The 24,038-nt window shown below is 38.4% G+C and carries 24 protein-coding genes; 10 read left to right on the top strand and 14 right to left on the bottom strand.

The window, feature by feature from the left end; genetic code table 11:
• Positions 1 to 298: 298 nt before the first annotated feature.
• Entirely contained in the window at positions 299 to 1,918 is a 1,620-nt protein-coding gene (locus tag AACU95_RS10500; RefSeq protein ID WP_110144353.1) for a peptide ABC transporter substrate-binding protein, read from the bottom strand.
• Between the two features lie 225 nt (positions 1,919 to 2,143).
• Between AACU95_RS10500 and tpx the strand changes: the two genes are divergently transcribed.
• The gene (gene tpx, locus AACU95_RS10495; RefSeq protein WP_004243092.1) at positions 2,144 to 2,647 is read left to right on the top strand and encodes a thiol peroxidase; all 504 of its coding nucleotides are present in this window, start codon (positions 2,144 to 2,146) and stop codon (positions 2,645 to 2,647) included.
• 99 nt (positions 2,648 to 2,746) lie between these two features.
• On the opposite strand, the gene tyrR is transcribed toward tpx, so the two are convergent.
• From tyrR to pspA, 8 genes are all read right to left on the bottom strand, one after another.
• Positions 2,747 to 4,312, bottom strand: coding sequence for a transcriptional regulator TyrR (tyrR, locus tag AACU95_RS10490; RefSeq protein ID WP_004243093.1), 1,566 nt, complete (start codon positions 4,310 to 4,312; stop codon positions 2,747 to 2,749).
• 136 nt (positions 4,313 to 4,448) lie between these two features.
• Positions 4,449 to 4,871 (bottom strand): hypothetical protein, encoded by a 423-nt coding sequence (locus AACU95_RS10485; RefSeq protein ID WP_049219577.1) that lies wholly within the window; start codon positions 4,869 to 4,871, stop codon positions 4,449 to 4,451.
• Between the two features lie 463 nt (positions 4,872 to 5,334).
• A complete protein-coding gene (locus AACU95_RS10480; RefSeq protein WP_161737056.1) occupies positions 5,335 to 6,381 on the bottom strand; it encodes a YcjF family protein in 1,047 nt (348 codons plus the stop codon).
• A complete protein-coding gene (locus tag AACU95_RS10475; protein WP_004243096.1) occupies positions 6,378 to 7,772 on the bottom strand; it encodes a YcjX family protein in 1,395 nt (464 codons plus the stop codon). Before AACU95_RS10475 ends, AACU95_RS10480 begins: the two co-directional genes overlap by 4 nt.
• Positions 7,753 to 8,010, bottom strand: a complete 258-nt coding sequence (gene pspD, locus AACU95_RS10470) for a phage shock protein PspD (protein ID WP_004243098.1) — start codon at positions 8,008 to 8,010, stop codon at positions 7,753 to 7,755. Before pspD ends, AACU95_RS10475 begins: the two co-directional genes overlap by 20 nt.
• Positions 8,011 to 8,094: 84 nt before the next feature.
• Positions 8,095 to 8,451: an envelope stress response membrane protein PspC gene (gene pspC / locus AACU95_RS10465; RefSeq protein WP_004243099.1), complete on the bottom strand. Its 357-nt coding sequence runs from the start codon at positions 8,449 to 8,451 to the stop codon at positions 8,095 to 8,097.
• Complete coding sequence (pspB, locus tag AACU95_RS10460; RefSeq protein WP_004243100.1) at positions 8,451 to 8,681, bottom strand: envelope stress response membrane protein PspB; 231 nt, start codon at positions 8,679 to 8,681, stop codon at positions 8,451 to 8,453. Before pspB ends, pspC begins: the two co-directional genes overlap by 1 nt.
• Positions 8,682 to 8,717: 36 nt before the next feature.
• Positions 8,718 to 9,386, bottom strand: a complete 669-nt coding sequence (gene pspA / locus AACU95_RS10455; RefSeq protein WP_004243102.1) for a phage shock protein PspA — start codon at positions 9,384 to 9,386, stop codon at positions 8,718 to 8,720.
• Positions 9,387 to 9,602: 216 nt separating this feature from the next.
• Here pspA and pspF point away from each other — a divergent pair, with 216 nt between their 5' ends.
• The 8 genes from pspF (at position 9,603) to gstA (ending at position 18,046) form a co-directional block, all read left to right on the top strand.
• The gene (gene pspF, locus AACU95_RS10450; RefSeq protein WP_004248148.1) at positions 9,603 to 10,607 is read left to right on the top strand and encodes a phage shock protein operon transcriptional activator; all 1,005 of its coding nucleotides are present in this window, start codon (positions 9,603 to 9,605) and stop codon (positions 10,605 to 10,607) included.
• A gap of 278 nt (positions 10,608 to 10,885) precedes the next feature.
• A complete protein-coding gene (gene sapA, locus AACU95_RS10445; protein ID WP_004243105.1) occupies positions 10,886 to 12,577 on the top strand; it encodes an ABC transporter substrate-binding protein SapA in 1,692 nt (563 codons plus the stop codon).
• On the top strand, positions 12,574 to 13,539 hold the full coding sequence (gene sapB / locus AACU95_RS10440; RefSeq protein WP_017628082.1) for a putrescine export ABC transporter permease SapB: 966 nt from the start codon (positions 12,574 to 12,576) through the stop codon (positions 13,537 to 13,539). Before sapA ends, sapB begins: the two co-directional genes overlap by 4 nt.
• Positions 13,526 to 14,419 carry a putrescine export ABC transporter permease SapC gene (sapC, locus tag AACU95_RS10435; RefSeq protein ID WP_004243108.1) on the top strand — a complete coding sequence of 298 codons (894 nt, stop codon included), beginning with the start codon at positions 13,526 to 13,528 and terminating at the stop codon, positions 14,417 to 14,419. The genes sapB and sapC overlap by 14 nt, the downstream gene beginning before the upstream one ends.
• Positions 14,419 to 15,420, top strand: coding sequence for a putrescine export ABC transporter ATP-binding protein SapD (sapD, locus tag AACU95_RS10430; protein ID WP_004243109.1), 1,002 nt, complete (start codon positions 14,419 to 14,421; stop codon positions 15,418 to 15,420). The genes sapC and sapD overlap by 1 nt, the downstream gene beginning before the upstream one ends.
• Entirely contained in the window at positions 15,410 to 16,219 is an 810-nt protein-coding gene (gene sapF / locus AACU95_RS10425) for a putrescine export ABC transporter ATP-binding protein SapF (protein ID WP_004243110.1), read from the top strand. Before sapD ends, sapF begins: the two co-directional genes overlap by 11 nt.
• 208 nt (positions 16,220 to 16,427) lie before the next feature.
• Entirely contained in the window at positions 16,428 to 17,216 is a 789-nt protein-coding gene (gene fabI / locus AACU95_RS10420) for an enoyl-ACP reductase FabI (protein ID WP_012367980.1), read from the top strand.
• A gap of 218 nt (positions 17,217 to 17,434) precedes the next feature.
• Entirely contained in the window at positions 17,435 to 18,046 is a 612-nt protein-coding gene (gene gstA / locus AACU95_RS10415; RefSeq protein ID WP_004248152.1) for a glutathione transferase GstA, read from the top strand.
• A gap of 84 nt (positions 18,047 to 18,130) precedes the next feature.
• On the opposite strand, the gene pdxY is transcribed toward gstA, so the two are convergent.
• The 4 genes from pdxY to anmK form a co-directional block, all read right to left on the bottom strand.
• Positions 18,131 to 19,000, bottom strand: coding sequence for a pyridoxal kinase PdxY (gene pdxY, locus AACU95_RS10410; protein WP_004248153.1), 870 nt, complete (start codon positions 18,998 to 19,000; stop codon positions 18,131 to 18,133).
• Between the two features lie 120 nt (positions 19,001 to 19,120).
• Positions 19,121 to 20,395, bottom strand: a complete 1,275-nt coding sequence (tyrS, locus tag AACU95_RS10405; protein ID WP_004248155.1) for a tyrosine--tRNA ligase — start codon at positions 20,393 to 20,395, stop codon at positions 19,121 to 19,123.
• A 130-nt stretch (positions 20,396 to 20,525) separates the two neighbouring features.
• On the bottom strand, positions 20,526 to 21,179 hold the full coding sequence (gene pdxH / locus AACU95_RS10400) for a pyridoxamine 5'-phosphate oxidase (protein ID WP_004243118.1): 654 nt from the start codon (positions 21,177 to 21,179) through the stop codon (positions 20,526 to 20,528).
• A gap of 43 nt (positions 21,180 to 21,222) precedes the next feature.
• On the bottom strand, positions 21,223 to 22,335 hold the full coding sequence (gene anmK / locus AACU95_RS10395; RefSeq protein WP_141192119.1) for an anhydro-N-acetylmuramic acid kinase: 1,113 nt from the start codon (positions 22,333 to 22,335) through the stop codon (positions 21,223 to 21,225).
• Positions 22,336 to 22,555: 220 nt separating this feature from the next.
• On the opposite strand from anmK, the gene AACU95_RS10390 reads away from it, so the two are divergent.
• Positions 22,556 to 23,023 carry an outer membrane lipoprotein gene (locus tag AACU95_RS10390; protein WP_004243121.1) on the top strand — a complete coding sequence of 156 codons (468 nt, stop codon included), beginning with the start codon at positions 22,556 to 22,558 and terminating at the stop codon, positions 23,021 to 23,023.
• 344 nt (positions 23,024 to 23,367) lie between these two features.
• Here AACU95_RS10390 and slyA read toward each other — a convergent pair whose 3' ends face one another.
• Positions 23,368 to 23,796 carry a transcriptional regulator SlyA gene (gene slyA / locus AACU95_RS10385; protein ID WP_004243123.1) on the bottom strand — a complete coding sequence of 143 codons (429 nt, stop codon included), beginning with the start codon at positions 23,794 to 23,796 and terminating at the stop codon, positions 23,368 to 23,370.
• Positions 23,797 to 24,038 lie beyond the last annotated feature (242 nt).

The following is a 24,038-nucleotide window of genomic DNA, read 5'->3' as shown; positions in this document are numbered from 1 at the left end:
GTTAAAATACGTTTACTGACCACTGAAATTATAATTATAAAGCTATATTAAGTAGTTATACCTATAAATAAAAAGTATAAATTTATACTTTGCATCAACTGCACGATTAGTCAAAACATTCATGCAAAATTATATTAACATAATTTTGCAATGTTTATTCCTTTTGAGTCTCCTTCTGTTGCATAACAGAGGGATTTTTTTTCTCTATCTCTCTTCCCCTAAAAAAAAGTACGCAATAATCATTACGTACTCTTTGCTAATATTTTGGCTTTCTTATCTTATTGCCTGTAACACTTATTTAATGCTTTATAACATACAGCATATGGCTATAAGCGACATCTTCAGGATTCTCAATGGGATAACCTTTTAGCCAAGGTTTGATTAGACGACCATTAGTATACTGATAGATAGGGGCAATAGGCGCCTCTTCCGCAATAACCTGTTCTGCACGATTATAGAGACGATTTCTTTCCTCTTCATCTGTCGTCATATTGGCTTGGACTAAAATCTCATCATATTGCTGGCTCTGATATTTTGGGATATTTCCAGCATGCTTAGAACCTAATAAAGATAAAAATGTGGAGGGTTCATTGTAATCGCCTATCCATGACGCTCTTATCACATCAAAATCACCTGAATTACGACTATCAATATAAGTTTTCCACTCTTGATTGCGTAAGTTTACCTTTACGCCTAACTTTTTCTTCCACATAGAAGCGACAGCAATGGCGATCTTTTGATGATTTTCTGAATTATTATAAAGCAGAGAGAGAGTTAAAGGATTATGAGGACCATAGCCGGCTGCTGATAACAATATTTTTGCTTGGCTATCTAATTCATCCTGACTGTATTCATCATATAGTGTTGGCTCAGGCGTAAAATTAGCCGTCACATCAGGAGTAAAGCGATTCGCTGATTTTTCTCCAGTACCAAGGACTTTGTCAGTAATAATTTTTCTATCAATTGCCATAGCTAACGCTTTGCGAACCCGAATATCTTTGGTAGGCCCTGCTTGTGTATTAAATGCATAATAGTAAGTACCTAACTGCTCAGGGATATACACTTGATCAGGAATATCTTTCATCAATTTGTGATATAAGTGTTTAGGAAAAGACTCTGTAATATCAATATCCCCAGCTAAATAACGTTTAGTCGCTTGTGATTCATGATTAATAGGCACAAAAGTGACTTTGGTTAACACCGTATTGTGGTGATCCCAATAGTAAGGGTTTGGCGTTAACACAATTTTCTCATTCACAACGCGATCTTTTAGTATAAAAGCCCCGTTACCCACTAAATTACCTACTTTGATCCATTCTGAACCGTATTTTTCGATTATGTGTTTAGGTACAGGATAAAGTGAAAAATTGGTCGCTAAACTAGGGAAATAAGGAACAGGTCGTTCTAAGGTAACTTTTAACGTTTTTTCATCAATGGCTTCCACACCTAACGCGGTTGGTTTTAATTTACCATCAATAATTTTTTGGGCATTCTCAATAGAAGCTAGGGATGCATACCAAGCAAAAGGAGAAAGATTTTTTGGATCAACTAATCTTTGCCAACTATAAACAAAGTCAGAAGCCGTCACCTTTTCGCCATTTGACCATTTAGCATTATCACGTAATGTAAAAATCCAAACCCGGTTGTCTTCTGTTCGCCATGATTGTGCCACTCCAGGAATGGGACGCCCTCGCTCATCTTCTATCACTAATCCTTCAAATAAGTCTCGTTGAACTTGAGCCTCCGTTAAACCTACGGCATTAATGGGATCAAGTGATGCGGGTTCATCTTTTAAATGTCGCACTACTTCCTGTTTTTTGTCGAGTATCGTTCCTGATGGCACCACTGCCGCATTAGCCTGTGATATGAGCAATCCTTGAACGACAAGTGCACATGATATAACGAATATTTTGCGCATGTCTGTTTCGTCCTGTAGTCTATAAGCGAGTTAACTTAATAATTATAAAAGCCTGATAAAAAGGCACAATCACTGATTGCAAAAATTTTATCAATTTTACCGTTTTCACTCTTTTATTTTAGAGATGTAGACAAATTTTAATCATGGTTACGCATTAACGAATATTATCGTTAATAATTTAGTATTAATAATGGTTAGTTCAATAAGTAACAAAGGAGAACAACAATGGCACATCAAGTGACTTTACAAGGTAATGCGGTGACTTTAGCTGGAAATTTCCCCACTGTAGGCCAAAAAGCAGCCGATTTTTCTTTAGTAGGTAAAGATCTAAATGATGTTTCTTTAGCGCAATTTGCCGGCAAACGTAAAGTATTAAATATTTTCCCAAGTGTAGATACTGGTGTTTGTGCAGCGAGTGTTCGCCAATTTAATAAAGTAGCCAACGAATTAAATAATACCGTTGTACTGTGTATTTCAGCAGATTTACCTTTTGCACAAGCACGTTTTTGCGGTGCTGAAGGTTTAGATAATGTTGTCACATTATCAACAATGCGTGGTGCGGAATTTAAAGAAAACTACGGTGTCGCGATTACATCAGGTCCTTTAGCGGGATTAACTAGCCGTGCTGTGATTGTACTTGATGAAAGTAACAACGTTATCTACACCCAATTAGTTGATGAAATCACCACTGAACCTAATTATGACGCAGCATTAGCTGTACTAAAATAATTGACAATAACGTTATTCATACCGAGTAATGTAAAAAATAAACGGGCTAATATAGCCCGTTTATTTAAATAAAAACCATTAACACATTGTAATATAATATTATTTCTCTGTTTTATCCGCTTTTTTACTTGTTAAATCATATTCACGTAATTTATTTGCGATCGCGGTATGAGAAATACCTAAACGTTTAGCCAGTTTACGTGTACTTGGATAATCACGATATAAACGCCTTAAAATAGAAGCTTCAAATCGCTTAGTCATTTCATCTAGCGAGCCTTCAAGCAAATCTTCATCAAATAAAGTATCCGCAGTATGCTCAGGCAAGGCGATATCTTGAGGTCGCAATGTATTGCCTACTAACTGAGCCATGGCTTGATAAATTGTGTTTCTTAATTGGCGAACATTACCAGGCCAGCCATATTGTACTAAATAAGCAGATAAATCAGGGGAAATAACAGGTTTTGATGCTTTCTGCTCTAAACAATATTGATTAATAAAATGCAGTGCTAACGGCATGATATCCGCTTTTCTTTCCCGCAACGGTGGTAGAGTTAATGTCAATACATTAAGTCGATAGTAGAGATCTTCCCTAAATAGCCCTTTTTGTACTAATTCCCATAAGTTTTTTTGTGTTGCACAAATTATTCGAACATCAACTTTAACTTCGTGCTCTTCCCCAACACGACGGAAAGTACCATCATTTAAAAAACGCAGGAGTTTAATTTGCATTTGTGGCGACATTTCGCCAATTTCATCTAGCAAAACAGTGCCTCGATTGGCTTGTTCAAAAAAGCCTTTTTTACCTTCGATAGCATTAGGATATGCACCTGCCGCATAACCAAATAACTCACTTTCAACCACATCATCAGGCATAGAGGCACAATTGAGGCCTAAAAATGGCTCTCTGGCTCGAGGACTTAATAAGTGGCAAGCCTTAGCAAATAGATCTTTGCCCGTCCCCGTATCCCCCACTAATAATAAAGGATCATCCATTTTTGCCATTTTCTTAGCGCGTTCAACTAATTGTTTCATGGGGGTGCTAACAGCAATAACTTGTTCAAACCCCGAATTATCATTAACAATTAATTTCGGATGCTCATGAATTATTCCGCGATATTTCAATAAAATGAGTGCACCAACACAATGATTAAACTGATTATCATCAGTCAGTTTTATTGGCACAATCTCCATATCAAAATGTTGTTTTTTTAATTTGATGGAGATAATTTCAGCATGAGGATCTTTTTGTTCTAACCAGCGATGGATATTAAAGTTAGGTATCAGTTGGTTAAAAGATTTTTCATTTTTATCATTTTCATCTAATTCAAACAGATGCCGTGTAGCTGGGTTTAATAACTTAATTTGACCTTTGGTATTAATAGAAAAGACAGGGACAGGTACTGATTCTAATAGTGTCCACATAGCTCGATGCTCTTGCTCTGATGGCATAAAAGCCACAGTACGAACATCGATAACCCCCTCAATTCTTCTGATTTCAGCCATTAAAGGTTGAAATATATTAAAATCGATTTGCGAAAAATTTAGATAAATAAGACCAATAGGAAAGATTTCAATTCCACGCAAATCGATATTTTTTAATACAAGCAGATCGAGTAATTCGCGGGTTAACCCGATGCGATCTTTACAGGTAACTTCTAAGCGCATTTTAAACCTTCTTAATACTGAGTGCCCCTGAACTAATTGCTGATATTATACATTAATATCAATTAAATAAAGGGCTTTGTCAGCAAAAGTTGACACTATTGGCATTTATTTTTACACAAAAGAGGTGATATTTTGATTATAAATGCTTTTTTAACGCTTTTAAAAAATTAAAACAGAAAAATGTTGAAGGTTGAATGATCTCTTTTAACTCATAAGCGATAAAATGCTTGATCCTTTCCAATAAAAACATAAGTTCTCTTCTTATAAATTTTTTGATTGTACAACAACCATGAGAAAAACAAAAAATGAGATAATCTAGTGCATATATCGCTGCTTTCTTTTTATTATTGTTTTTTACATACTCAAAGATCTGTGCCGTTTCTTTAATTGGTGATAATATAACTTGCTTTTGTTGTGCATATTTTATTTTATCAATTGCATCATCCAAAATAGGCGTTAAAAAGGCCAATTGACGGTTAATATGAGTAATATTCAAAGAAGAACCAATATAAAACTTGCGTCTTTGTTTTGAAAGTTTTTTTATTGTTTCAATCTTCATTTTTCTTTCCTCGTACTTTAGATATAAACTAATATAAAAACACTATTATATAAAATACTAACCAGCTAATAATTTAATATTAAACATCATGGCAGTTATACATTTATATTATGTTGACGCTATTTATCATACTAAAGTAAATAAGCTTTACTATCAAAAAAAGAAAAAACGTTAGCTAAATGTTAAAAAAGAAATAAAAACAAATAAATACAATGAGTTAACCAAGCACCTTAAAGCTATTAATCTTTACTTATAACTATTTTTTTACCAATGTAATACCAACTAACTTTACAACAATAAAATGTATATTTTTTGATAGAAATAAATTATTCCCTTGCACTCATGCACACATCACTTTTATATACACTAACAATTAATTTAGCGATAAAAAAACCTCAACAATAATACTTATTGTTGAGGCTATTCAATTTATATTGAATTAAAGAATATATTGATAGGTAACTCACTCTTTCTTCTTATTACCTAATGTATTTTTTAATTGACCGATAAGCTCTTTTCTAAAGTCACTCAATTTAGGCTTATTATCAATCCAGGGTAATGGACGGCATAACTCCATTGCTTTAATTCCCAATCGGGCAGTTAATAATCCAGCGCCAATACCTTGAGCAGCACGCGTGGATAACCGAGCAGCCAAATCTTGTGAAAGCCAATCCATTCCCACTTCTCTCACTAATTCAGTCGCCCCAGCAAACGCAATATTGACGAGTACCAAGCGAAATAGCTTTAGTCGGCTATAGTAACCAAGTTCAATACCATATATTTGTGCAATACGATTAATTAACCGAATATTTCTCCAACCAATAAACGCCATATCCACCATTGCTAATGGACTTACTGCAATCATAAGGGTTGATTCCGCTGCAGAACGACTAATTTCAGCCCGTGCTTGCTTATCTAAAATCAGTTGTACTAATTGGCTATATAATTCTAAAATTTCTCTATCGTTATGCGTATCATGTAATGTACTTTGCCAACGAATATAAGCAGGATGTTGTGAATTAATACCTGCTTGTTTGGCTAAATCTTCACAAAAAGGGCGACCATTCCCTATTGCATGACTATAGAGTAATTCTCTCGCTTTATCACGCTCGTCAGCCCGTTGGCGTAAACGATAAATACGACGCCACTCAGTAATTACCGATCCCATACCCGCAATAACAATTAATCCTCCCGCACTGGCTGCGCCTAAAGCAATCCAATCAGAATTTATCCATGATTGATAGATCCACTGTCCCGCTTGAGCAATAACACTAACACCTAAAATAGTACTCGCCACTGTTATTAAGCGTTTCCATAAACTTTTTCTAGGCTTTAGGGCCGATTGGATCTCACCTTCTAAACGCCCTTCATTTTCCTGTGCCTCTAATTGCGGATTGTAGGGAACAAATTGTTCATCTTGATTGAAATCAAGCCCTTTTTTTAAGCTAATTTCTTCGTTTTGTAAGGTTGATTGTTTAAAATCAATACGTGATTTTAATGGCTCATTCATTTTAGTTTATCCCCTAATAAAAACTCCAAGGCACTATCCATACGAATATGGGGAACGGCACTGTCTCTCGATATTTGTTGAGGCCGGAAAGATTCAAAACTAAATCCTTGCTTTTGCCAAAATGCCTTTTCAGGCAATCTCTTAGGAACTTCTCCTGGAAAATAAACGAGCGGCTGATTATCCGTTAGTCGGTAGCCTTTTACGGCTGGGATTTTTTCACCATGATGATCGACAATGCCACTTTCTGTGGCAGCAATAGAAGCAAGCCCCATACAATCAATGCTTATTCCTTCAAAAATAGCATTCTGTTTCGCATCTTGAATAAGTTGCTGTAACAAAGAGACTAAATTTTCATGCTGATCTGGCGTGATATGGTCAGCCTTAGTGGCTGCAAATAGCAGTTTATCAATACAGGGGGAGAATAAACGTCTTAATAAGGTTCGTTTGCCATAATGAAAGCTGCGCATTAATTGTGTGAGCGCTTGTCTCATATCATTAAAAACATCCGCACCTTGATTTAGGGGTTGTAGGCAATCGACTAAGACAATTTGTCTGTCAAACCCTTGAAAATGGTCGCGATAAAATCCTTTTACAATATGTTGACCATAATATTCATAGCGCTTTTTTAACATACCAATATTCGTTTTTTTATCGGCATTTTTTAATTTAGCACTATCGTATTGCGTTAAGTCAGCCCAAGGGAAAAATTGTAAAACAGGTGCGCCGGATAATTCCCCCGGTAAAACAAAGCGTCCCGGTTGAATAAAATGTAATCCCTGTTTTTTACAGGCTAATAAGTATTCAGTATAAGCTGCGGCGATCTCGGCTAACAGCGTTTCATCAGCAGGGGCAAAGGGATCACATTTTTTTATTAACGACTGCCACTGTTGCACAGGTGCCGTTCGTTGTTGATTAACTCTATTCATCTGCTCAGACCATTCAAAATAGTCTTGCTCAAGCATAGGTAAATCAAGTAACCATTCACCGGGATAATCAACAATTTCTAAATAGAGCGATGAAGTTTCTTTTATAAAACGCGTTAAAGACTCATGAGAGCGATAGCGTAATTGCAAACGTATTTCACTGACACCCTTAGTGGGAACAGGCCAACTAGGTGGCGTATGGTAAAGTGACTCCATAGCTTCATCATAAGTAAAGCGTGGAATACTTAAGTTATGTTGCGGTATACGTTTAACCCCTAATAACTGTTGGTTGCGTGCCGCAGAAAATAAAGGTAAACGCGCCCCACTATGTACATTGGTGAGTTGATTGACTAAAGAGGTAATAAAGGCTGTTTTACCACTGCGGCTTAACCCTGTAACAGCGAGGCGTAAATGCCTATCTACGCCTCGATTAATCAGTGCAGTTAGTTCATTTTGTAAGCGTTTCATGTTTCTCCCAAGACACGTGACGCGATAACTTATCTAGCCCCATTTTTATCATAGGCTCAGCTATCAATAGAACCAACCAACGTAACGGTTTATAACTCACACGTTTTAATATACCGCCGGTTATTGCGGCTGGCCCAAATAAAGTTAATAACATTAAAGCAAATGTTACCCCTTTTTTCGCCCATTTAGTGAGTTTATTTGTTTTAACGGTTGTCGGTATCAAAGTGGAATTCATCATTCCTCCTTAATAAGCAAATGGTTTATATCCAAATAAAGACGCTCCTAGTATTGGAGCGTCATATTAGATTAAGTGGCAAGAAAATTATAAATCTTGAAAGCGTTTATTGAGCTGATAAGTCGAAGAAGTGATATAACGTTCCATTTGTTGTAAACGTTTTTCACCTTTTGTTAATTGACTATCCACTTCTTTTAAAATAGCTTTTAAATCCTCTTGCTGTTCCTGATGTTGGTTATAATTATCAGGTGCAGGCTCCATAAAGAAACTTAAAACAAGATAAACAACAATGGTTAAGCCAAAAAAACCAGCAAAGAGTGCAATCACCGCAATAACCCTGACTAATAGCACAGGAATATTAAAATAATGGGCAAGCCCAGCACATACGCCACGGATCATGCCTTCTTGTGGCAAGCGATACAATGATTTGCTCTGCATCGTCATTATGATTGCCTCCAGTTAGGATGTTCTGCATCAAGAATATCTTCTAATGTCTTAATGCGTTCCTGCATTTGCTGAGCTTTATCCACCAGCGCGCTCAGTCGCTGCATTTCTTGTTGGGTTAACTGAACCTTCCCTCCCCCTTTTTGGCTGTTATAGTGCAACCATAACCAAATAGGAAGAATAAATAACACAAAAATTGTCAGTGGTATTCCCAGAAATATATAGCCCATTACATATCCTTTATAAGATGGTTATTACGCTTGCTGTTACTCTTTATTAGTATTGATTTTAGCTTTTAATGCCGCTAATTGCGCGCTAATTTCATCATCGGCTTTCAGCTCAGCAAACTGTTGTTCTAATGATTTTTCTTTACCTAATCCATAGCTTTGCGCTTCGCCTTCCATATGATCAATTCGACGCTCAAATTGTTCAAAGCGCGCCATTGCCGCATCCATTTTACCGCTATCTAATTGACGACGAACCTGACGTGAAGAGTTTGCAGCTTGGTGGCGAACCACTAATGATTGCTGTTTAGCACGCGTTTCTGTCAGTTTATTTTCTAATTCACTGATTTCACCTTTGAGACGATCTAATGTTTCATCAATGATAATTAGTTCGTGTTTTAAGGTATCGCACATTGAAGCAATACGTTGTTTTTCAATTAACGCCGCACGTGCTAAATCTTCTTTATCTTTAATCAGCGCGAGTTCCGCTTTATCTTGCCAATCTTTAATTTGTTTTTCTGCTTGCTCAATACGACGCTCTAAGCTTTTTTTCTCTGCTAGCGTACGTGCAGAAGTTGTTCTGATCTCAACTAACATGTCTTCCATTTCTTGGATCATTAAGCGGATCATTTTTTCAGGATCTTCTGCTTTATCCAGCAAAGAAGCGATGTTGGCATTAATAATATCAGCAAAACGTGAAAATATACCCATGATGTTATCCTTAATAGCTATGATAAATAATAGCCTTGAGTGTTGATTAAATAGCGTTATTAACAATAACGCCCAGTTGCTATAGTTAATACAATTTGCGTGCCAACTTTTCAAAATAACTTAACACATTAATAAATAACATTTTATTTTTCCTCGCCTATTTTTTACACTACTGATAGACTGGTGAGAAATACCTCAATATGGTGATTTTAACCAATGCAAGAGAATTTAGAGACAATAATTGGTGTTGATAGTCATTTTATCGATGTTTTAGAACAAACCTCAGCCCTCGCTCAACTCAAAAAACCGGTGTTGATTATTGGTGAACGTGGTACAGGTAAAGAGCTTATCGCTCATCGATTACACTATTTATCACCTTGGTGGCAAGGACCATTTATTTCCATTAACTGTTCGGCATTAAACGATAATTTGCTTGATTCAGAGCTGTTTGGTCATGAAGCGGGGGCATTTACCGGAGCGAAAAACCGCCATCAAGGACGTTTTGAGCGTGCCGATGGCGGCTCTCTTTTTCTTGATGAGCTAGCCACTGCACCGATGCTGGTGCAAGAAAAGTTGCTACGCGTTATTGAGTATGGCCATTTAGAACGAGTGGGAGGTAGTCAATCGCTGCATGTCGATGTGCGCCTTATCTGTGCAACTAACGCAGATCTACCGGCAATGGCGGACGAGGGCAAATTTCGTGCTGATTTACTGGATAGATTGGCCTTTGACGTAATTCGCCTGCCCCCTTTAAGAGAGCGTAAAGCCGATATTATGCTACTGGCTGAAAACTTTGCGATTGCTATGTGCCAAGAGTTAGGGTTGCCCTTTTTCCCCGGTTTTAGTGACAATGCCCGCCAAATTCTTTTAGATTACCGTTGGCCGGGGAATATTCGCGAACTAAAAAATGTGGTTGAACGTTCTGTTTATCGCCATGGCACCAGTGAGCGTGAACTGGATAATATTATTATCGACCCTTTTGCGCGCTTTTCGTCTTCAACCATAGCTGAGCAACCTCAGCCTCAAAAGGAGATGATCTTTTCATTACCGCCATTACCGCTAGATTTACGCCAGTGGCAACATAGCACAGAAAAAAACTTACTAGAGCAAGCATTGAAAGAGAGTCGTTATAACCAGAAGATGGCGGCAGAAAAATTAGCATTGAGCTATGATCAATTACGCGGATTAATAAAAAAACATCACATAAAATTGTCGGTCTAGTTTTGTATAAGATGAGCAAAGACAGAATGAAATACAGACAAAAAAAAAGCCAGCACCCGAGCTGGCTAGTAAAATAATACTGGAAGCAATGTGAGCAATGTCGTGCCCTTGTGCGAAAAACCTCTATCGCCAAAGGACAATACGGATGATAATCTTTATCATTAGCGTTTGTAAAGCTTTTTATTGAGAATTTTTCTCAATTTGTTTTTTTTGACAATTTTGGGCTAGCCAGTTTTTTAAGTTACAATAGCCAAATCGTTTATCTAAAAGACATAATTATGCGCCCTATTTTACTTATTAGTACTATGCTACTGGCTTCAATAAGTATGACTTGTATGGCAGAGATAGCTACCAAAGCTACAGAGCTATCTGTCGCGCAAGAGCCTACAAACATTCATCAAAATGGCTTTGTCTATTGTGTTGATGGCAGTGTAAATACCTTTAATCCTCAACTTTCGAGTAGTGGATTAATTATTGATCCCCTAGCCGCGCAACTTTACGATCGTCTTTTAGATGTTGACCCTTATACCTATCGCTTGATCCCTGAAATTGCCGCACGTTGGGAGTCTCTCGATAATGGCGCAACTTATCGCTTTTATTTGCGTAAAAATGTGTCATTCCAGACAACACCTTGGTTTACGCCTACACGTAAACTCACCGCAGACGATGTTATCTTTAGTTTTGAGCGCATGTTTTCTGCCAATAATCCTTATAATCAAGTTAATGGTGGTAAATACCCCTATTTTGATAGTTTAAGTTTGGCGGATAATATCAAATCAATTAAAAAGTTAGGCAAATACACCGTTGAATTTAATCTAAAATCTCCTGATGCTTCATTTTTATGGCATTTAGCAACCCATTATGCGCCTATCCTTTCAGAAGAATATGCCAGTAACCTTGAAAAATCGGGTAATCAATCGCAACTTGATTGGAAACCTGTAGGCTCAGGGCCTTTTTATCTTGATGAATTTCAGCCAGGCCAATTTGTTCGATTACTGAGAAATGAGCAATACTGGAAAGGTCAGCCCAAAATGCAACAAGTGGTTATAGACACGGGAGCAGGCGGTACTGGACGTATATCTAAACTCTTAACGGGAGAGTGTGATGTATTGGCCTATCCTGCGGCAAGCCAATTAAAGGTCTTACGTGATGATCCTCGTTTACGCCTTACATTACGTTCAGGAATGAATATTGCTTATCTTGCGTTTAATACTAATAAGCCACCGTTTAACGATCTAAAAGTGCGTCAAGCCATCGCTTATGCGATTAATAATGAACGACTAATGGGATCTATTTATTACGGTACGGCTGAAACAGCCGCATCGGTTTTACCTCGTGCCTCTTGGGCTTATGATAATCGCGCTAAAATTACCGAATATAATCCTGAAAAATCGAAGCAAATATTAAAAGAGTTGGGACTTGAAGGACTTAAATTAAACCTTTGGGTTCCCAGTGCTCCGCAATCTTATAATCCCAGCCCGTTAAAAATGGCTGAATTAATCCAAGCTGATTTAGCCCAAGTAGGTATTCAAATGAATATTCGACCTATAGAAGGTCGCTATCAAGAAACCAGTTTGATGGATAGAACTCATGATATGACTTTATCAGGATGGTCAACAGATAGTAACGACCCCGATAGTTTTTTCCGCCCATTATTTAGTTGTGCGGCTATTAGTTCGCAAACCAATTTAAGTCATTGGTGCTCACCGGCATTTGATAATGTGCTACAACAGGCGCTTTATAGCCAACAACTGGCCTCTCGTATAGACTATTATCACCAAGCACAAGATATTTTAGCGCAAGAGCTACCGGTTTTACCATTAGCTAATTCTTTACGTATGCAGGCTTATCGTTATGATATTAAAGGACTTGTATTAAGTACATTTGGTAACGCTTCTTTTGCCGGTGTGTATCGCGAAGCAGAAGTTGATGAGGATAGTCACAACCAAGAGGCTACAACAAACCCATGATTATCTACTCGATACGTCGCTTACTGTTATTAATTGTGACGCTCTTTTTCTTGTCACTGGTGAGCTTTAGTCTCAGCTATTACACACCCAATGGACCGTTAAGTGGTGCTTCTTTATTTGATGCCTACTTTTTTTATACCCACAATATGTTCCATTTTGATTTTGGAATTTCTTCAATTAATGGCGAACCCATTAAAGCACAACTTATTGAAGCATTTCCTGCCACTATGGAGTTATGTGCACTGGCATTTATCTTTGCCCTGCTTATCGGCATTCCTGCAGGGATCATCGCGGGTGTATGGCGCAATAAACCTGCAGATACTTTTATTAGTCATCTCGCACTTTTGGGCTTTTCAGTTCCGGTCTTTGGTCTTGCATTATTACTGACGCTTTTCTTTTCATTAAAGCTAGGTTGGCTACCTGTTTCAGGCCGTATTGATTTACTGTATAACTTACAGCCTATAACGGGGATCGCAGTCGTTGATGCTTGGCTATCGGATTCGCCTTATCGTCAACAGATGATCATAAACGTTTTACAACATTTAATTCTACCCGTGACTACACTAGCTATTGCTCCTACTACGGAAGTCATTAGGTTGATGCGTAATAGTACAGAAGAGATCATGGTTGAGAATTATGTGAAAGCAGCGGCAACCCGTGGCTTATCACGCTTTACTATTATTCGCCGTCATATTCTACATAATGCATTACCCCCTATTATTCCCAAATTAGGCTTACAGTTTTCTACCATGTTAACACTGACGATGGTGACCGAAATTGTTTTTAACTGGCCAGGATTAGGCCGTTGGCTAGTAACGGCCATTCGCCAACAAGACTATTCGGCTATTTCAGCCGGTGTTATGGTTGTTGGTTCAATGGTTATCATCGTCAATGTGTTATCAGATATTGTCGGTGCGATGAGTAATCCAATGAAACACAAGGTGGGATATGCCTTTAGATAGCCAGTTTTATAAAGAGAAAAAAACACCATCACCGGCTGCGGTGATTTGGCAATGTTTTTCTAAAGATATTCTCTCCATGGTGGGCTTTTATGGTGTTATCTTCCTGTTAATATTAAGTATTGTTGGTCCTTATATTGCGCCTTATGCACTCGACCAACAATTCTTCGGTCATCAATTAACACCGCCTTCTTGGTATCAAAACGGTAATGTCACCTTCTTTTTTGGTACTGATGATTTAGGGCGCGATGTCTTTAGCCGTATTTTAATTGGTACGAGTATGACCTTTGGTGGCGCTTTTATTGTCACCTTTGCGGCGACACTGATGGGATTAATTATGGGTTGCCTTGCAGGAATGACCCACGGCCTAAAATCCGCAGTGTTAAATCATATTTTAGATACACTGTTATCCATTCCATCACTCTTATTAGCCATTATTGTGGTCGCTTTTGTAGGGGCAAGTTTAGAGCACGCCATGATAGCAATTTGGCTAGCACTACTCCCCCGCTTAGTGAGAATGATCTATTCAGCGGTAAATGATGAATTAAATAAAGAGTACGTTATTGCCTCACGTCTTGATGGTGCATCAAATATCTCTATTTTATGGTATACCGTATTGCCGAATATTACCCCAGTATTGGTTTCTGAATTAACTCGGGCTTTTTCTATCGCAATATTAGATATCACGGCATTAGGTTTTCTGAATTTAGGCGCTCAATTACCTTCACCTGAATGGGGGGCGATGCTCGGCGATTCCCTAGAGTTAATCTATGCAGCACCTTGGACAGTCCTTATCCCCGGGGCCACCATTATGATCAGTGTATTACTTGTCAATTTATTAGGGGATGGCTTACAACGTGCCATTAATGAGGGGGTGGAATAATGCCGTTATTAGACATACGCAACCTAACTATTGAGTTTATGACACCCGATGGCCCGGTAAAAGCGGTAGATCGCGTTTCCATTACCCTCAGTGAGGGAGAAGTAAGAGGTTTAGTCGGTGAATCTGGCTCCGGAAAAAGTTTGATCGCTAAGGCAATTTGTGGCGTGACTAAAGATAATATTAAAGTGACTGCGGATCGCTTTCGGTTCGATGATATTGATTTACTTAAATTATCACCAAGAGCACGTCGTCGGGTGATTGGTCATAATGTGTCGATGATTTTCCAAGAGCCTCAATCTTGTCTTGATCCGGCGACCAAAATTGAACACCAGCTTATTCAAGCAATCCCTGGTTGGACATTTAAAGGCCACTGGTGGCAACGTTTTCATTGGCGAAAACGCCGTGCAATTGAGTTACTTCATCGGGTTGGTATTAAAGATCATAAAGATATCATGCGTAGCTATCCTTATGAATTAACCGAGGGTGAATGCCAAAAAGTGATGATAGCCATTGCCATTGCTAACCAACCCCGTTTACTGATTGCCGATGAACCAACTAATGCGATGGAGCCGGCAACGCAAACACAAATATTTCGTTTACTCACCCGTTTAAATCAAAATAATAATATGACTATTTTGTTAATTAGCCATGATTTGCAGTGGATGAGTAAATTAGCCAGTAAAATTACGGTCATGTATTGTGGTCAGACCGTGGAAACCGCCATACCTGAAGAACTATTGGTTACCCCCTATCATCCTTATACACAAGCCCTTATCCGCTCTATTCCTGATTTTACTAACTCTTTGCCTCATAAAAGCCGTTTAAATACGCTACCCGGTGCGATCCCCTCTTTAGAGCACCTACCTGTTGGGTGCCGTTTAGGCCCCCGTTGTCCTTATGCACAACGTCAATGTATTGAAGCACCTCGATTACGTACATTTAAAAATCATGCGGTGGCTTGTCATTTCCCATTAAATGTGGAGACGACAGATGTTCGATAAATTACTTGAAGTCAAAAACTTATCAAAAACATTTCGTTACCGTACAGGATTATTCCATCGCCAGCAGTTGAAAGCGGTAAAACCGGTGAGTTTCACTCTTGAACCGAAGCAAACACTGGCGATTATTGGCGCTAATGGTTCAGGTAAATCAACATTAGCTAGAATGTTATCCGGCGTTACAGAGCCAACGGGGGGTGATATTTTTATAAACGGTCATCAATTAAGTTTTGGCGATTACTCTTATCGTAGTCAACGCATTCGGATGATATTTCAAGATCCCACAAACTCACTCAATCCACGTCAGCGTATTGGGCAAACATTAGATTTACCATTACGACTTAATACCGAACTTAGTGGCATAGAGCGAGAAAAACGCATTTATCAAACTTTGCGGCAAGTAGGACTATTACCAGAACATGCTAATTACTATCCACATATGTTTGCCTCAGGACAACGCCAGCGGATCGCCTTAGCTCGTGCTCTTATTTTACAGCCACAGGTGATTATAGCGGATGAAGCTATTGCCTCTTTAGATATGTCTTTACGTTCACAAATTATTAATTTGATGTTAGAGCTACAAGAGACACATGAAATTGCCTATATCTATGTGACACAAAATTTAGGAATGACTAAGCATATTAGTGATAAAGTCATGGTGATGGATAATGGTGAAGTGGTCGAGCGTGGTAACACCGCTGAGGTATTAGCATCACCTTTACATGAAGTGACTCGTCGATTAGTGGCTAGTCATTTTGGGGAAGCACTTACGGCAGAAGCTTGGCGACAAGATTTACCTTAATATTAAACAGCATTAACATCATATTAATTGTTTATTATTTCACCCTTTTCCTTCAACTCCTCGGAGGTGCAAGGGAAATTAAACAAATTTACAAATGTCGTGGTAGAATCAGCCACGATTTATTAACAATAAGCGTGATAACCTAACAGATAAATAAAATTCTGCATGATGTTATTATCGCAATTTACGAACAAACAAGGATACAGCTATGGGCTTTATGACCGGCAAACGCATTCTGATTACTGGTGTTGCGAGCAAATTATCAATTGCTTATGGTATTGCCAAAGCCATGCATGATCAAGGCGCTGAACTGGCTTTTACTTATCAGAATGAAAAACTCAAACCTCGCGTTGAAGAGTTTGCAGCCTCATTAAATTCTAACATCGTATTAGAGTGTGATGTGTCAAAAGATGAAAGCATTGACGCAATGTATGCAGAGCTAGCAAAAGTTTGGCCTAAATATGATGGTTTTGTTCACTCTATCGGTTTCGCACCTGCTGATCAATTAGATGGCGACTATGTTAACGCTGTCACTCGTGAAGGCTTTAAAATTGCCCATGACATCAGTGCATATAGCTTTGTTGCAATGGCAAAAGCAAGCCGTGCAATGTTAAATCCAAACTCTGCATTATTAACGCTGACTTACCTCGGTGCTGAGCGTGCAATTCCTAACTATAATGTTATGGGGTTAGCTAAAGCTTCTCTAGAAGCAAACGTACGTTATATGGCAAATGCTATGGGTCCTGAAGGTATTCGTGTTAACGGTATCTCTGCAGGTCCAATTCGTACCTTAGCGGCATCTGGTATCAAAGATTTCCGTAAAATGTTAAATCATTGCGAATCCGTCACCCCTTTACGTCGCACAGTCACTACTGAAGATGTGGGTAATACTGCAGCTTTCTTATGCTCTGACTTATCTGGCGGGATCACCGGTGAAATCATTCACGTAGACGGTGGTTTTAGCATTGCCGCAATGAATGAATTAGAGTTGAAATAATTTCCCTTTATTTCATTACATTCTTTCTAAAAACCTCGAAATTCTTCGAGGTTTTCTTTTTTCATGAATAAGTTGTACTGTTCACAGATTTACAAAAGCCTATTTTATTTGCCAGATTTGCGTTTGCTAAATTCTTATAACGCCTTATTATCTAATGTTAGTGAGGATATTTCTTATCTTCACGGGTATCACCACTCATTGATAGGGAGTTATTTAAGATGAAATTGTACTACACGCCGGGTAGTTGCTCGCTTTCTCCTCATATCGTTCTACGTGAAACGGGTCTCGACTTTTCTATTGAGCGCATTGATTTACGCACCAAAAAAACAGAGTCAGGGAAAGATTTTCTTGCCATCAACCCTAAAGGGCAAGTTCCGGTTCTTCAATTAGATAATGGTGATATTTTAACGGAGGGTGTTGCTATTGTGCAGTATCTTGCCGATCTGAAGCCAGATAGAAATCTTATTGCCCCACCAAAAGCATTAGAACGTTATCATCAAATTGAGTGGCTAAACTTTCTTGCCAGTGAAGTTCATAAAGGCTACAGCCCTCTATTTTCATCTGATACGCCTGAAAGTTATCTCCCTGTGGTAAAAAACAAACTAAAAAGTAAATTTGTTTATATTAATGATGTACTAAGCAAACAAAAATGTGTTTGTGGTGATCACTTTACTGTGGCGGATGCGTATCTGTTTACGTTAAGTCAATGGGCACCTCATGTGGCGCTAGATTTAACCGACTTAAGCCATTTACAAGACTATCTAGCACGTATTGCACAACGTCCTAATGTGCATAGTGCACTAGTCACGGAAGGATTAATAAAAGAGTAAGATTGCTATAAAGGCGAATCTCATTAATAAACATAAAAAGCGGAAATTAATGACTTCCGCTTTCGCTTTATATTAATAATATGATTAATCTAACTGCGTTGCACAGAAGTTATGGGTTGGGTGCACCATTTGATCTTGAGCGGCGACGAGTTGTAACTCGTACTCATTCATCTCTTTAGTTTTTAACATCACTTCATAAACAGCAGCAGCAACATGCTCTAATGCCGTTTTTAGCTCAACACCTTTTAGTAAATCCACCAGCATTAAACCACTGGTTAGATCCCCGACACCAACAGGCTGACGTTCACCAAAATCAACCAGCGGTCGGCTCACATGCCAACTGTGATCTGCAGTCACCAGTAACATTTCAAAGCGATCATGACGAAAGCCTGCTCGTGATAAATGTTTTACTAATACAATTTTAGGCCCTTGCTGGCATAATTGACGGGCCGCTTTTACACATTGGTCAACATTATGCAGCGTTGCTCCACCAGCTAATGTTTCAAGTTCTAATAAGTTGGGTGCAATAATATCACTGATGGGCAAGGCATCTTCACAAAGTACGCCAGAAACTTCTGGAGGCACAATACAACCTTTTTCAGGATGTCCCATAACCGGATCACAAAAGTACCATGCGTTAGGATTAGCTTGTTTGACTTTTTTTACAATATCAACAATGCGTCGGCCTTGCTCTGCCGAGCCAAGATAACCACTTAATACCGCATCACACTGTGCTAATTTACCAATAGCAGCGATACCATCAACGATCTCAGTGATATGCTCTGCCGACATCACACAACCCGTCCATTTTTCTGGATATTGTGTGTGGTTGGAAAATTGAACCGTATTTAAAGGCCAAACATTTACCCCCATACGGCGCATTGGAAATTCAGCAGCGCTATTACCTGCGTGACCAAAAACTACATGAGATTGAATAGAGAGTATATTTTTCATGACATAAACCGATTATTGTGAATACACACAACACCCAAGCTTTATTATCATAGGCGAGGTATACACATTTATTTATTGTTATCAAAAAAGGGCAACCTACTGTTGCCCTTTTGTTGTCAATTATTTCCAGATAACAAGGCAGTAATGTTTTTTACCGCGACGTAAAATGGAATAATGACCAAATAAGAAATCTTTTTCTTCAAAGACGTATTCAGGATTATCCTGTTTTTCGCCATTAATAGATACTGCGTTAGAGCCAATCATTGTACGAGCTTGACCACGAGAAGGAACTAATTCTGCATTGACCAGTGCTTGTTGTAAATCATTGCCTTTTTCTAACTCAATAGTTGGCATACCATCTTGCGCTAATTGTTCAAGATCAGCTTGCGTTAAATCTGCAATAGCTCCTGAAAATAGGCTATCGGTAATACGTTTAGCGGCAGTTAAACCTTCTTCACCATGAACTAAACGTGTAACTTGTTCTGCTAACACACGTTGGGCGCGAGGTGCTTGACCGCTGTTTTTATCTTCCTCTTCCAGTGCATTAATCTCCTCAATGCTCATAAAAGTGAAGAATTTTAAGAAGCGATACACATCCGCATCCGCGGTATTGATCCAGAATTGGTAGAATTTATATGGGCTCGTTTTCTTCGGATCTAACCAAACAGCACCACCTTCTGTTTTACCAAATTTAGTACCATCAGATTTGGTAATTAAAGGTACTGTCATACCAAATACTTGTTTTTGGTTGAAACGGCGAGTTAGATCAATACCCGAAGTAATGTTACCCCACTGATCTGAGCCACCAATTTGTAACTCGACACCGAGGTTTTTGTTTAATGACGCAAAGTCATAAGCTTGTAACAGATTATAAGCGAATTCAGTAAAAGAGATCCCCACATCGTCACGGTTTAAACGCTGTTTAACCGCTTCTTTGTTGATCATTTGGTTCACAGAGAAGTGTTTACCGATATCACGCAGGAAGGTTAGCACATCCATTTGACCAAACCAGTCATAGTTGTTTGCTAATTCCGCACTGTTTTCACCACGGTCGAAATCTAAGAAAGGTGACACTTGTTTACGAATTTTTTCTACCCACTCGTGAACAGTATCTTGGGTATTCAGTTTGCGCTCGGTGGCTTTAAAACTAGGATCACCAATAAGACCCGTTGCACCACCCACCAACGCCACAGGCTTATGCCCGGCTAGTTGGAATCGTTTTAAACACAGCAAAGGAACCAAATGCCCCAAGTGCAGGCTATCAGCAGTAGGATCGAAGCCACAATAGAGAGCGATAGGACCTTGCTCCAAACGCTCCACTAAAGCTGCCTCATCCGTGACCTGAGCGATAAGCCCACGCTCCTGCAATTGTGTGATTAGGTTCTTGCTAGACATCAATGACTCCATCGGTTTATTGTTTTTTGTCTATTTAAAATATAAGTGAAACACAAGTGGTATAGCATAAAGCGCCACTACATTAAGTACCAGTAGAAAAAGCCTTTTTGATACAAATTTATTAGCCCAATTAAGGTGCTAAACGTTCAATAGACCATCCTTCTGGTGATTTTTGGTATATAAAGCGATCGTGTAGACGATTTTCTCTACCTTGCCAAAATTCAACAGAGTCAAAAGTGACTCGATATCCTCCCCAGAAACTGGGTAGAGGTACTTCTCCATGTTGAAATTTTTGTTTTAACTCCAAAAACTTACTTTCAAGCACCCCACGGGCAGAAATGCGAGAAGATTGTTTTGATGCCCAAGCTGCTATTTGGCTATCTTTAGGACGGCTATGGAAATATTTTACGACTTCAAATGCTGAAAGTTTCTCAGCTTTCCCTAAAAAACAGACTTGTCGCTCTAAAGGATACCAAGGGAAGAGTAAACTGACTCTTTGGTTATGTTCTAAATGACTCGCTTTACGGCTACCTAAGTTGGTATAAAAAACTAAACCTTTTTCATCAAAGTGCTTTAACAGCACAATACGTTGATAAGGTTGTCCATTTTCATCAACGGTTGCCACACACATGGCAGTAGGATCACTTAAGCGAGCTTCACAAGCTTGCTTAAGCCATTTTTCAAATAAAACTAATGGCTGTTCGGTTAATTCATGACGGCGTAATCCACCTTTCATATATTCACGTCGAAGATCAGCAACATCAATAAAATCCAGATCTGTCATTTTTCACTCTCTCTTTTGAGATACTGTGCTCAGCATATCACGCTTATCGAGGATTTGTAGGATAAATCGCCCCTAAAATTGTTTCTCGTGATGCCCCTGTAACAGAAGGTAAATTGCCGGGTTCATTTGCCATTGTTCGTGTGGCCAACCACGCAAAAGCTAATGCTTCCATATCATCGCCACTAAGACCATATTTGTCCGTTAACGAGACTTCTGTACCCGGTAATAAACTAGCAAGACGATGCATAATTTGACCGTTTTTTGCCCCGCCACCACACACCAATAAACGCTCACATCCACCATTGAGTTGTACTTGCTGTGCAATACTGATAGCGGTTAGCTCTACTAAAGTTGCCTGTACATCCTCTGGAAATACATTGGGTACTTTAGCCAAATGATAATGTAACCATTGGGTATTAAAATATTCTCGTCCCGTACTTTTTGGCGCTGAACGAGAAAAATAGGGATCTGCCAGCATTTCCTGTAATAATTGGGTATTCACATTTCCAGTTGCTGCCCATTGCCCATTATCATCATAGGCTGTCTGATTATGAACCCAGTTCCAACTGTCTAATAGCATATTGCCAGGGCCTGTGTCATATCCTTTCACTGCAACGCCAGGTAATAGCAACGAAATATTGGCAATACCACCAATATTTAACACAATGCGTTTTTCTGTAGGATGGCCTAATACTGCAAGATGAAATGCAGGAACCAATGGTGCACCTTGCCCACCATATGCCATATCACGACGACGAAAATCCCCGACAGTGGTTATTCCTGTCAAGGCAGCCACTCTATTGTTATCACCAATTTGCATGGTAAACGGGATATCACTTTCTGGCTCATGCCAAATTGTTTGACCATGACATCCTATCGCCGTGATATCAGCAGCACTTAATCGCGCTTTCGCTAATAATTCCATAATAGCTTTTGCATAGAGTTCACCCAGTTGCGCATCTAATAAGCCTAACTCATGCAACGTCACAGGTTGGCCTTGGCAAACGGCTAAAATGCGTTGACGCAAGGTTTGAGGATAAGGTAAAAAATGGTTGGCTTGTTGGGCAACCAGTTTATTACTAATGGCTGCCAATACCACATCAACACCATCTAAACTTGTACCAGACATCACACCAATGTATCGCCCTGCTTTCATGCCCTTTTCCTTATAATCAAGATGATGCAACTTTTTAACATATAATGTTATATTCTTTTTTTCGGAAATCTCTTCAGTGTTTACTTGCGCTCTTTACTATATAGTAAGAGGTATACGATTAAAATCAGTGTCGACATATGCAAAAAATAAGCTATAACTGATATTAAATTAAATTGATATAATCTGAAAAATTATTATCAGATTTCCATTAGGAGTAATTATGTTTAAGCATTTACTTGTTGGTCTTTTTGCTGTGACAACGCTGGCTGGTTGTGTAAATACAAGCTCTTTATCAGGTGATACTTATACAGCAAGTCAAGCTAAACAAGCACAAAACGTAACTTATGGCACCATTGTTTCAGTACGTGCAGTAAATATTCAAGCCGGTAGTGATGAAAATGTTCTTGGTGCTATCGGTGGTGCCGTATTAGGTGGTTTATTAGGTAATACAATTGGTGGTGGTACAGGCCGTAACCTAGCAACCGCAGCGGGTGCTATTGCTGGTGGTATGGCTGGACAACAAGCACAAGGTGCTTTAAATACAACCAAGGGTGTGCAATTGGAAGTACGTTTAGATAGCGGTAAAACCGTGGTTGTCGTACAAAAAGCAGACAATACTGCCTATAGACAAGGTCAACGTGTTGCTGTGATTGGTAACGGCAATAATCTCACCGTTTCTCCACGCTAAGTTTATTTACTTGAGGTGTGTGATAAGCAAAACAGGCAACCATTCTAGTTGCCTGTTTTATTAATAGAAATTATTTTACTTATAATAACCAGTTTTATAACTTATTAATTAATTCAAACATTGCATTATCTATCTTTAATTAATGATAAAAATCATTCGTCTTTTATCATCAATTATTAATTGATAACGCTTTTATTATAAGATCAACAATAGACTTCATAGATAAAATCATCTTATCTACCCTCTAGTAGAATTATAATAAATCCTTTGAAATTAAATAATAAATAGAATTATTACAAATAAAACCATTAGAAATAAAATTGCTGTAAATTAGCCCAATTTAATTAGTCATGTAATCTAATTATATTTTTCTCTAGCTTTTTAATAAGATAAATCAAGTTGTCTATTTCTTCCTTCTTTATACCACTTAATATTTCTTGACGTGTCTTCTCAATAACTGCATAAACTTCTGAAATAAAAGGTTCTGATTCTTTTGTTAACGTTATACGCTTTGCTCTGCGATCACTTGAACAAGTATGTCTACAAATCAGTTTTTTTTCTTCTAACTGATCGAGAGTTCTCACTAATGATGGTTGTTCAATACCAATTGCTTTAGCCAATTGGATTTGAGATTGTTCTGGAGGCAGTTGACTAATATTATACAACGTTACCCAATGAGTTTGGGTCAATTTTAATGGCTTGAGTCGGTGATCAATTAAGGCACGCCATAATCGAACTAAACGCGCTAAATCAGCTCCTAATGTTGATTCCACTTATCCCTCCTTAAATTCGCTTTTCTTTCAGCTTTTACAAAGTTTAGATATGTTCTTTAAAAACACTATTTTGTAAATTACATTATTTATTGATTGATGAGCCGACCTCTTTATCTTATTTTTATAATATTAGAATCCTATTTATTAGATAGGAAATTATTTTTAAGATCCAATTATGTATATTTATCGCCACGAATGAATCTCTATAAAGAATAACCTTGTTATAAAAACTAATCTATATT

Source organism: Proteus sp. G4415 (assembly GCF_963896075.1).
GTDB classification, from domain to species: Bacteria; Pseudomonadota; Gammaproteobacteria; order Enterobacterales; family Enterobacteriaceae; genus Proteus; species Proteus mirabilis.
This window is presented reverse-complemented; position numbering and strand designations above follow the sequence as displayed.